At 31.2% G+C, this 11,057-nt stretch carries 8 protein-coding genes; 1 reads left to right on the top strand and 7 read right to left on the bottom strand.

All coding sequences use genetic code 11. The features are described from left to right. The 3 genes from A3SG_RS20920 to A3SG_RS0115650 form a co-directional block, all read right to left on the bottom strand. The coding region (locus A3SG_RS20920) for a response regulator (RefSeq protein ID WP_157485504.1) at positions 1-966 on the bottom strand (966 nt) is incomplete at its 3' end. Continuing rightward, positions 963-2,786, bottom strand: coding sequence for a PAS domain S-box protein (locus A3SG_RS20925; protein ID WP_016990946.1), 1,824 nt, complete (start codon positions 2,784-2,786; stop codon positions 963-965). The genes A3SG_RS20920 and A3SG_RS20925, both read right to left, overlap by 4 nt. 83 nt (positions 2,787-2,869) lie before the next feature. After that, the gene (locus A3SG_RS0115650) at positions 2,870-3,283 is read right to left on the bottom strand and encodes a PAS domain-containing protein (protein WP_016990947.1); all 414 of its coding nucleotides are present in this window, start codon (positions 3,281-3,283) and stop codon (positions 2,870-2,872) included. Between the two features lie 836 nt (positions 3,284-4,119). Between A3SG_RS0115650 and A3SG_RS0115655 the strand changes: the two genes are divergently transcribed. After that, on the top strand, positions 4,120-5,178 hold the full coding sequence (locus A3SG_RS0115655) for a hybrid sensor histidine kinase/response regulator (protein WP_232226402.1): 1,059 nt from the start codon (positions 4,120-4,122) through the stop codon (positions 5,176-5,178). Positions 5,179-5,656: 478 nt separating this feature from the next. Here the strand turns inward: A3SG_RS0115655 and glmS are convergent, their stop codons facing one another. Genes glmS through A3SG_RS0115680 form a run of 4 tightly spaced genes read right to left on the bottom strand, consistent with a single transcriptional unit; the run spans position 5,657 to position 10,575 of the window. Continuing rightward, positions 5,657-7,507 (bottom strand): glutamine--fructose-6-phosphate transaminase (isomerizing), encoded by a 1,851-nt coding sequence (gene glmS, locus A3SG_RS0115665; protein WP_016990950.1) that lies wholly within the window; start codon positions 7,505-7,507, stop codon positions 5,657-5,659. An 18-nt stretch (positions 7,508-7,525) separates the two neighbouring features. Further along, positions 7,526-8,197 (bottom strand): sugar transferase, encoded by a 672-nt coding sequence (locus tag A3SG_RS0115670; RefSeq protein ID WP_016990951.1) that lies wholly within the window; start codon positions 8,195-8,197, stop codon positions 7,526-7,528. A gap of 4 nt (positions 8,198-8,201) precedes the next feature. After that, complete coding sequence (locus A3SG_RS0115675; protein WP_029596852.1) at positions 8,202-9,407, bottom strand: polysaccharide biosynthesis protein; 1,206 nt, start codon at positions 9,405-9,407, stop codon at positions 8,202-8,204. Between the two features lie 16 nt (positions 9,408-9,423). Beyond that, positions 9,424-10,575, bottom strand: a complete 1,152-nt coding sequence (locus A3SG_RS0115680; protein WP_016990953.1) for a LegC family aminotransferase — start codon at positions 10,573-10,575, stop codon at positions 9,424-9,426. Positions 10,576-11,057: the final 482 nt, after the last annotated feature.

Genomic DNA, 11,057 nt, shown 5'->3' on the forward strand with positions numbered 1-11,057 from the left:
ACTAACTAATGCTTTTTTTATAGCATAAATAATAAGTTCTGCGCTATTTTTGCAATTGGTTTTAGAAAGTAGGTTTGCGCGGTGGCTATCAATAGTTCGCTGACTCAAAAAAAGTTGCTCAGCTATTTTTAAAGTAGATTTTCCTTTGCAAATTAATTCAAGCACTTCCCTTTCGCGTTTACTTAATTTAAAATCAATAGCTGTATTGAAGTCTTGAATTGTAGATTCTCGATGATCATGCAATCGAATCATATTTCCCACAATACTTGGAACTCCTTTATAGTTAATAGCAGTTCCAACTAATTTTACTTTCATTTTACTGCCATTTTCATGGAATGCTAAAAAATTTATTGTGATAGAATTCGATGTGTCTTTTAAACATCGATCTATTTCATTCAAAACTTGTACTTGATTTGATGTGTTTTCTCCAATCAGGTTTTTAAGAGTCATACTCGAAAAGACTTCTTCAGTATATCCAAAAATGGACAAAATGGTTTTGTTATAATATAGAAAACTACCATTTTGATAAAGAAACATTCCTAAATTAGGATGCTTTATTAGTGCATAAAATTTTTCGTCATGATATTGTTTAATTTTATTTTGTTTGTCAAGGCGCGTTTTTATGACTTTTAGTAGTTCAAACAAGTCAAAAGGTTTCATGATATAATCATCGGCGCCTAATTGCATTCCTGTTCTTACATCTTCGTTTTCTGTTTTAGCTGATAAAAAGACCAATGGAATTGTAGAGGTAGTTTTAATCTGTTGAATTGTTTTGTAAAAATCATATCCATTCATATTCGGCATGGATATATCACAAAGAATTAGATCCGGTAGATGTTGCAAGGTTTGATGTACGCCTTCCAGACCATCTTTAGCACTAAAGACTTCAAAGCCTTCACCTATCAAAAATTCAGTTGTATTTTCCCTTAACATGCGATTGTCTTCAATTAAAAGAATTTTTTTCATAATGTAGGATCTTTAAAAGGCAATATGATAGTAATTTTAGTTCCTTTATTGATGATTGATTCAATATGTATATGTCCATTATGGAGGTTTACAAATCTTTTTACGATGGACATTCCAAAGCCAGTACCTTTCATGTTGCCAATATTTGAGGCACGATAAAAGGGTTCAAATAAATATTTAATTTCGTCCTTTGGAATCCCTATTCCATGATCTTCAATTATTATTTTTATTTCAGTATTATTTATTTGGTCAAGATTAATATTTATTTTTTGACTTTCAGCGCTGTATTTAATTGCGTTTGAAATAAGATTATTTAAAATATGACGAATCATAATTGGATCTAAAAAAAAACTTTCAATACTAAAATTATTATTTACAACTACATGATGCGCAGTGCCAGATATGGCTAAATTCTCGTCAATAATTTCATTTATTAAAGGAAGTAATGCAATATAAGTAGGCCTGAAAAAAGATTTACTATTTTGTGCAGCATCAATTAAAGATACATCGTCAAGTAACGATTTTGTTTGATGAACTGCATCAAATATTTGTTTATACATTTTTTCTTTTTTTTCCTTATCCCAGGAGTTATGATAGATTTGTAACAGCTGAACGCTAGATAGTATTCCTGCCAGTGGAGTCCGAAATTCATGGGAAACTGTGGATATAAATTGTGATTTCAAAGCATTTAGTTCTTTTAATTGATTGTTTAATTGAGTCAATCTTTCTTCTTCAATTTTTCGCTGTGTTATATTATGGATCGTGGATATTAAATAAGGATGTCCTTCAATGTGTAATGGACTAGTGTAAATTTCAATATCACAAATTTTTCCTGAAGCTAACTTGTGAGTAAAATGAAAATAAGATTGTCCCGGTAATCCAAATTTCCCTAATTCTTCAATTATTTGCTCTGCAGGAAAGGTGCTAATATCGGATAAATTCATAGATTTAAATTGTTCTAATGAATGTCCATAAAATTTAGCAGCGGCAGAATTTGCGTCAATAATTGCACCATTAATAGGATCAATAAGCAACTGCACCGCTTGGTTTTTTTCGAACATCGCATAATAAAATTGGCGACTCAATTTCAGCGCTTCTTCTGTCTTTTTTCTATCAGAAATATCAATAATTATACACAGAATAAATTTTTTATAACCTGCGATATAGATATTATTAACAAATTCAACATCTAGTAATATACGTGTTTTAGTTTCTAAAGGCCTATTTTCAAACCTACTGTAATCATTTTTTTGTAATTCAATAAAATTTTCTTTCGAAGTTGCAATATTCTTAAATGCAGTAATCTTCCAAAATATTTTCCCAACTAATTCTTCATAATTAAAACCAATCATTTTACTTAAGGATGGGCTAGCATCGGTTATTTGCCCGTTTTCCGCATCTACTATTAATATACCGTTTTTTAAGGATTTAAAAATACTGTCGGAATGTATTTTAGCATTGATCGATTTTTTTTCAATTAACTTTTTATCAGTAATATCTTGAATAAGTCCAAACAAAAAAGTATCTTTTGTTTTTTTAGAGGGTATAAAATCTCCTTTACTATTTACCCATCGGACTTCACCATCTGATTTTCGAATAATTTTATATTCTATTTCCCAAGCTGTTTTGTCACTTATTTTTTCTAATACATACAATTTAATTTCTCTTTTATAGTCTGGATGGATTTGAGAAAACCAAGAATCAAAATCCAAAGTACTATCTTGTTTTATTCCGAAAATATTTTTTAAAACACTAGAAATAATCCAAGTACCAGTTGTAATGTTGACGTAATAAGAACCAATATTTCCTAATCTTTGCATTTCTTCAAAGAAAAAATTACTTTCATTTAATTGATTCTTTAAGTTTACTTTTTGTAGAAATATTTTTTACGCTTAGTATGTAATTATTTTCTTTTTCTAAAAAAAGAACTACTTATGTGAATGGTATAAGGATATTTTTTTTTTGAAATCAATCTAATTTTGCAAGTTTGTCTAATTTTTGTTTCTTTAGACTTTAATAAAAAGCTTTCAAAATAGGAAAGAGATTCACTTACAACATTTAGACTGAAATGAGAATTAATTAATTCAGCGGTAGTTTGTTCTAGCATTTTTGCACCAATAATATTAATCTGTACTATTTTCCCTTTAGTATTTAGAACGATATAACCGAGAGAAGAAAAATCGTAAAATAAGTTTGATGTCTTAGATGCTTCTTCAGCTTTATTTTTTGAAAGCTGTAGTCTGGTATTTAGTCGCACAAGCTCTGAATTTTGACAGCGTAGTTCGTCAATTAAACTTTTAAGGTCTGCTTCTGTCATAGCTTTTGTATTTAGTAACTTCTATTTTTATTCCGTTTTTTTAGTATTGTGATTTTTTGTAAAATTTGACTTGTTAGACAGCCCTCTGGGGCTATCACGATTTTAAAAGAATCCTTTTTTTATTGCACTATCTGACTGACATTGACTCTTTTCTATTCATTTAAGAGGTTATTTCAATGATAGTTATAAGTTTATTTAGTTTTTTGTAATTAGGATAATGTTGCCTATTTATTCATTTTTTAACCTGTCTAAAAAAGTAGTTTCTATCGTTGCACTTTTTAGAACAAAAATTATTTATAATTTACTAATGTACTTTTTTGTAAGATAAATTATAGATTATGTTTTTAAGTATTTTGGTCATAGTTTTAAATTATGTCAAGTAAAAAAAATACCTTCGTAAGGGTTATGTTTACCATAATAGTAGTTTTTTGAGTTTGTAAATTAAATTAATTATGACAAGAATTAAAAAAGTAAGTAGATCAATTAAGTAAGATTATTGATAATTGATGGATTGGTGATGTTAGTGATTTTGATTATTATTCACGTTGCAATTTTACCCAACATAATTCAGTATCAACTTTAATTGTGGCTAAGAATAAATTTTTTTTGCTAATTGTATTAAAAGAAGCATAATCTTAAAAATTTTAACAGTTGATTTTCTTAGAAAGTCTAGTGGAGAGTGACACTTTTTCTTGAGTGGTTTATAAAAATGATGTATTGACATACCAATCTATAAAGCGAAGGTGATCGTTTTTAGATCGTTTAAAAGGTCTTGTAAAAGAGAAGTTTACCAATTTAATCATTATTTCCTTATGCGTAACATTAAAATACTTCTGTTGTCCGATGATTTAATTTTTAAATCACATATTCATGAATTGCTTGTTTTTGAAAATTATGCTGTTAAATCAGTAGCTAATGGACAAGAAGGATTGGATTTATTGGATAATTGGACTCCTGATTTAATTCTATGTGATATGATAATGCCTGTAATGGACGGCATAGCGTTTCATGAATTAGTGAAACAAATCAAGTATTTGGCCGGAATTCCCTTTGTATTTTTAACTGAAAAAAGAGGAGGCTATCTTATGAGACAGTGCTTACTTAAGGGTGCGGATGATCTTATATATAAGTCTTTTAAAAGTGATAAATTACTAGCAGTTATAGAAAGTAAGTTGCAAAGGTTTAAAAAAATAAAAGATTCCTTTTCTAATATATATATAGGGGATAATAGCTATTTATTGCATGAAGTTAATACACCACTTAATGGAATATTAGGAGGTATTAATATCTTAAATAGTTATGAAGATGATTTTACAAGAAGTGAAGTTATGAAATTTCGGGAGACTATTAAGATATCTGGTGATCGCCTAAATAGGACAATGCATAATTTATTTTTATATCAAAATTTCATCAACAATAAATTACGTTTTGCTGTCAATAATTCTACTGCTATTAAGGACAGTTTTTCTAAGTTAAAGGAAAAAATTTGTAGAGTCCACGAAGATGCTGAAGAAAGAATTATTTTTGATATCGAAGAATCAAATCTTAAAATTAGTTCAAAATATTTAGATTTTATTCTTTATGAGCTGATCGATAATGCTTTAAAGTTTTCTGGTAATGAAGTTATAACTATTGTGGGAAAGTATTTCAATGGAAGTTATTTTAATTTAAAAATAAAAGATAGTGGAATAGGGTTTAGTCAGGAAGAGTTGCAAAGTATAAATGCGGGAGTACAATTTAATCGGGAAAAAAGAGAACAGCAAGGTTTGGGTTTAGGCCTTTTTCTTAGCAAGAAAATACTTAAAAAAGAAAGGGGTATTTTTACCATTATTTCAAAAGAAGAGGTGGGTACAGAAATTTCATTGTTTTTTCCGTTGCATAGTGAAGTAATTTAAGTTTGTTTTAGGAAGATTGCGTTTTTTTCTTCAATCCATAGTTCGTAGAAATTCTCGATTTTTTACAAAAAAAATACAAAGCTCAAATTTACTGCTAGAGTAGTATAAATTTGAGTTTTGTATTTAAAAGCAAGTTAAAAGCAAGATTTAGAAAAGTATGTTTTTGTCTTTGATTATCCAATTATTTTAAAAAGTTTCTAAAATTATTTCCGTATAGTGCCTTCATCAATCTATCTAAATTAAGATTGTTTCTTTTTTTTTGTATTTTTAATAGCATTTGATAAAACGGTCTTAAATTTTTTGGATTTAATTTAGTACTAACATTAATTTCTTTTTTACAAAATAATCTTTTCATTGTAGTTAATTTTGAAGTACTTATGGATTCAATTTATTTTACAATTTTCTTATTTATTACAATTGCAAAAGATTCTGATTTTACTAGAAATAAAATCTATTATTATGGTTCGTCTTATTCTCTTTATTCCACGGTAACTGACTTTGCTAAATTTCGAGGTTGGTCTACATTGCAATCTCGCATCACAGCAATATGATATGATAGTAACTGCAGTGGTATTGTTGTCAATAAGGGAGAAAAAGCATCTAAAGTTTCGGGGATTTCAATATAGTGATCTGCTAGTTCTTTTACTTGTGTATCGCCTTTGGTAACAATTGCAATAATTTTACCGCTTCGCGACTTAATCTCTTGAATATTACTCACCACTTTATCATAGTGCGCTTGTTTAGGAGCGATAACAACAACTGGCATTTTTTCATCAATTAGAGCAATTGGACCGTGTTTCATTTCGGCTGCTGGATATCCTTCTGCGTGGATATATGATATTTCTTTTAATTTTAGAGCTCCTTCTAAGGCAACAGGAAAGTTATATCCTCTTCCAAGATATAAGCAATTAGGAACATCTTTATAAATGGCTGCAATTTCTTTAGCAATTACCTCTGTCAAGGCTAATGTTTCTTGTACTTTTTCTGGAATCAATTGTAATTCTTGTAAATTTTTTTGAAAGTCAGTAGCAGACATTGTTCCTTTTGCTTGAGCCAAGCGAAGGGCAATCATTGTTAAAACCGTTATTTGTGTTGTAAATGCTTTGGTAGAGGCTACTCCAATTTCTGGTCCAGCGTGTGTATAGGCGCCCGCGTGCGTTTCTCTTGAAATCGATGATCCAACAACATTACAAACGCCAAATACAAACGCACCATTTTCTTTCGCTAATTTTATGGCAGCTAGAGTATCTGCAGTTTCACCTGATTGAGAAATGGCAATGATTACATCTTTATTAGTTATAATTGGATTTCTGTATCTAAATTCGGAGGCATATTCGACTTCAACTGGAATTCTAGCATATTCTTCGATGATGTATTCGGCGACTAAACCGGCATGCCATGAAGTGCCACAAGCAATAATTATAATTCGCTCGGCATATAGAAATTTATCCAGATTATCTTCAATTCCAGCCATTTGGATCATGCCTTTGTCAGCATGAAGACGGCCTCGATAGGTGTCTTTGATTACGTTTGCTTGTTCATATATCTCTTTAAGCATAAAGTGATCAAATCCTCCTTTTTCTATTTGTTCTAAATTCATTTTTAATTCCTGGACGTATGGAGCTACGAGTGAATCGTCTTTTATTTTTCTTATTTTTAGAGGCTTATGCAGCCGTACAATAGCCATTTCTTCATCCTCTAAATAGATTGCATTTGAAGTGTATTCAAGAAAGGGTGAAGCATCAGAAGCTATAAAAAACTCTCCTTCACCCACGCCAATAGCAAGGGGACTTCCTAGTCGAGCTACGATAATTTCATTTGGTTTTTTACTGTCAAATACACAAATGGCATAAGCGCCTACCACTTGATTTAGTGCCACTTGAACCGCCTTACCTAATTTTAATTTATATTTTTTCTGGACGTCTTCAATTATATTAATTAAAACTTCGGAATCCGTATCTGATGAAAAGGTGTACCCTCTGTTGATTAATTCTTCTTTTAACGGGCCATAATTTTCGATAATTCCATTGTGAATAATCGATAATTCTCCTGAATTGGATAGGTGCGGATGGGAATTTGCATCGTTTGGAATTCCGTGTGTCGCCCAGCGGGTATGGCCCATACCTATAGTTCCATTAGTAGTTATTTCGTTTGAAGATTTTTCTTCTAAATCAATTACTTTCCCTTTCGTTTTAGAAACTTTTAAGTTCTTACCGTCATAAAGTAGTATTCCTGCACTATCGTAACCGCGGTATTCTAAGCGTTTTAAACCTTTTATAACAATAGGATAGGCCTCTCTATATCCAATATATCCAACAATTCCACACATATTTTTTCTTTTTATTAATTAAAATTCTCTTTTTGGTAGCGTTTTAAACGCTTTGTAAACAAGATTACTATCCGAGTGAAGAATAACCCATGCGGTAACTAGTATTATTTTAAAGTCTACTGCTAGGCTTTGATGGTTTTGGTACCATATTTCTAGATCACCTTTAAAAGGATATATTTTTTTAGAGTAAAAATCCCAGGTATCTTCCCCTTTGTTTTTAACTTGGGTAATCAAATCTTCTTCATCTCTAAAAACAATAGAGCCGATACCAGTTAGACCTGGTTTGACATCGTAGATCACATGCTGGACTATTGGCGAGTAAGCTTTAAAACTTACCTCCATTAAAGGGCGTGGCCCAACGAAACTCATGTCACCTAATAAAATATTAAATAATTGTGGCAATTCATTAATCTTACTTTTTCGTAAAAAGGCACCCATAGGTGTAATTCTGGGATCTTTTTTGGTGGTTAACACTCCTCCTGACATATTTGGACTATCGAGAAGCATCGTCGCAAATTTAAGAATAGAGAATTTTTTGTTTTTAAATCCTACTCGCTCTTGCTTGTAAAAAATATATCCTTCTCCTGTTAGTTTTAGACCAATAATTATTGGAATTAATAATGGAGATAAAATGAGTAAAAGGATAGCTGATAGGAGAATGTCACAAAATCTTTTAAATAGTAAGTACATGGGTTTACATTTTTTGGTCCAAACTTTTACCTGTTTCTATATGTTGAAAATCGGGAAGGTGTTTTTGTAAGCTATTTACAATATCTTGCTTATTATAATTTCCAGAATTCAGGAGTTGTTGTAAATCGCTCACGCAAATTTCAATTTCGAGAATAGGAAGTTTTCGCGCATTTTTAATTACGCCTAAACTTTCAAACTGCTGCAAATCGACCTCATCTGTATCCGTATAAAATTCTTCATAAAGTTTTTCGCCAGAAGTATCTGATGTAAAAAAGTAGACGGGATAAGGCATAGATTCACTCCTAGTGAGAACTTTTTCCCTTGCCTCTTGATCAGAGTTACACAAAATAATTTCCCGCTTTGAAGCTTTAAAGAAATCTTCTGTTACTGTTTTAAAATAGACCTGTTCTTCTTGGTCTAGTTTTGGAAAAAATATTTCACCGCTTTTGCCTAACATACAGGCAAGCATACAAATTTGTCCACTTTCTTCGGGAGATACAAAAAATCGCTTGACATCGGCAGGGCAGGAGATGGGTTGGTTTTTAAATAAGCGTTCGATATAGCCAGCTAATAACGATCCGTTAGAAAAAGCAACATTAGCGAAACGAGCCGTTGTAATTTGTATATCAGAGCTGTAAGACATTATTACTTCCTCCATCAATTTTTTGGAAGCCCCCATTACGTTTACGGGGTTAGCTGCTTTATCTGTTGATACACAAAAGAAATGTTCGGGTTTGTGTTTTAGTAATAAATCTAAAAAGGATTTTGCTCTAAAGACATTATTTTCAATCATTGCTTCAATAGAAAACTGGTCTTTTTCACTTCGCACATGTTTGTGAGCAGCAAAATTGGCTACAATATGGAAGGGACCATGAGCTAAGAACATCTTTTCAAAAACTGGATCGCCAAAACTCATCGGATAGGTAATGTATTCTTCAGGAACATATTGATTTGGCGCACTTCGTAAATCTCTTGTAAGTTCTGTCAACCCATTTTCATTGGTATCGACAACAACAAGTTTTGCGGGTTTAAACACCAAAATGGCCTTGATATATGATGAACCAATGGTTCCTGCACCACCAATTACTAGAACATTTTTCCCATAAATTTTCTCCGATAACTGTTTTTTGTATTTTTTAATATCTGGAGCAAATAAACTTGTGGGTCTTTTTGTAATGTGTTCTTTGATAAATTCTGGAATATCTATTATGTTCATATTTTGCTATTTAAAGTGCTTTGTAAAATTCTTTTATTGTTTTTACTACGGTTTCCATTTCTGTGGTTGTAATTCCTGCCGAACTGGGGATGCTGATGGCCGAGTTGTAAACTTTATCGGAATGATTTTCATTAGAAACGTAAATTTCGTTTTTGAACATGTCTAACTGATTCATAGGAACCCAAAAAGGTCTTGATTGCACACCGTTTTCGTTTAGGTACTCTAACAGGTCTCGCATGTATTTTGTTTTAAAAGTAAACAACCAGCAATTGGCATCTACATCAGATGATACAGATTGAAATTCAATGTCTCCAATTCCAGTAAGTTCAGCACGATAAAAGCGATCCATTTTCCTTTTATTTTCTAAAAGTGTTGGAAATTCTTCCATTTGAGCAACACCAACAGCCGCTAAAACATTCACTAATCTGTAGTTATAGCCTATTTCATCGTGAAGGTATTCCATAGAAGAGGTTTTGGCTTGTGTGGTCAAATGTTTTGCTTTTTTGGCTAATGCTTCGTTGTTAGTCACAATAACGCCACCGCCACCGGTAGAAATAATTTTGTTCCCATTGAAACTAAAAACGCCAAACTTCCCAAAACTACCGGCATGCTTCCCTTTGTATAGGGTTCCAAGTGCCTCCGTACTATCTTCAAGAATATCAAGATGAAAGGAGGAAGCTATATCTTGCAGACGGTCCATATCACCAATGTTTCCTAAAACATGAACAGGCATAATTGCTTTAATACGTTTGTTAGTAGATTTATGAAATGAATACAATATATCGTCTACTTCTTTCTCAATTGTATTGTCTCTTAAATAAGCATCTAGAAGATCTAAATCCATTTGCCAATTTTTAGGATCTACATCAATTAAGATAGGAGAAGCTCCTGTGTATTTGATAGCGTTTAAGGTGGCAATAAAAGTAATATTGGGGGCAATAACGTGGTCGTTAGCTGTTACTCCAGAAAGAATTTGAGCGATATGCAAACCGACGGTGCCATTCATGCAAGCTATTCCATATTTGGCTCCAGCATAATCTGCTACTTGTTGTTCAAATTGATTAACGTAGGAACCGGCAGAAGAAATCCAGCCAGTGTCCAGACAATCTTTGACGTACTTCCACTCGTTTCCATTTAGGAAAGGCACTGATAATGGTATCATAATATTTGTATTAGAAATTAGAAATTATATGTTTTGGTAAACAAAAAATATTTAAAACAAAATATTTTTTTTAAGTAAGTGATATTTCTAAATGATAGGGTGAAATGAGGGAAATTAATTTTCCAACATTTTATTTCTTAAAAAACGACCTCCTTTTAATTCTATATATTTATAGGTATAAGCTGAATAAAAAATTATGAATAATAGCGATGCAATTAACACATAAATTTCAGTTGAGTCATTTTGTGGAATTTTTTAATATGCTAAATGAAATTCTAGGTATTAATAAAATTAATAAAGCGTGATTTAAATATACAGAGTATGAAACTTGACCTAAAAATTTTAATGGTTTAATATCTAAAAACTTGCTTAAGTAACCATTTGTTTTAAGTAAAATAACAATTGATAGAGAAAAAATGTAGGTATAGTAATTAAGCCAAACATTTGATGATTTACAGTTTTATACGAGTTAATTTGATAAA

This window comes from Flavobacterium sp. ACAM 123 (assembly GCF_000264055.1).
Classification (GTDB): domain Bacteria; phylum Bacteroidota; class Bacteroidia; order Flavobacteriales; family Flavobacteriaceae; genus Flavobacterium.

Bases quoted from the DNA above. Each gene is read 5' to 3' on its own strand.
- A3SG_RS20925 (WP_016990946.1), bottom strand. From the start codon at position 2,786: ATGCAAAGATTAGGAAATATTGGTTCTTATTACGTCAACATTACAACT.
- A3SG_RS0115650 (WP_016990947.1), bottom strand. From the start codon at position 3,283: ATGACAGAAGCAGACCTTAAAAGTTTAATTGACGAACTACGCTGTCAA.
- glmS (WP_016990950.1), bottom strand. From the start codon at position 7,507: ATGTGTGGAATTGTTGGATATATTGGATATAGAGAGGCCTATCCTATT.
- A3SG_RS0115670 (WP_016990951.1), bottom strand. From the start codon at position 8,197: ATGTACTTACTATTTAAAAGATTTTGTGACATTCTCCTATCAGCTATC.
- A3SG_RS0115680 (WP_016990953.1), bottom strand. From the start codon at position 10,575: ATGATACCATTATCAGTGCCTTTCCTAAATGGAAACGAGTGGAAGTAC.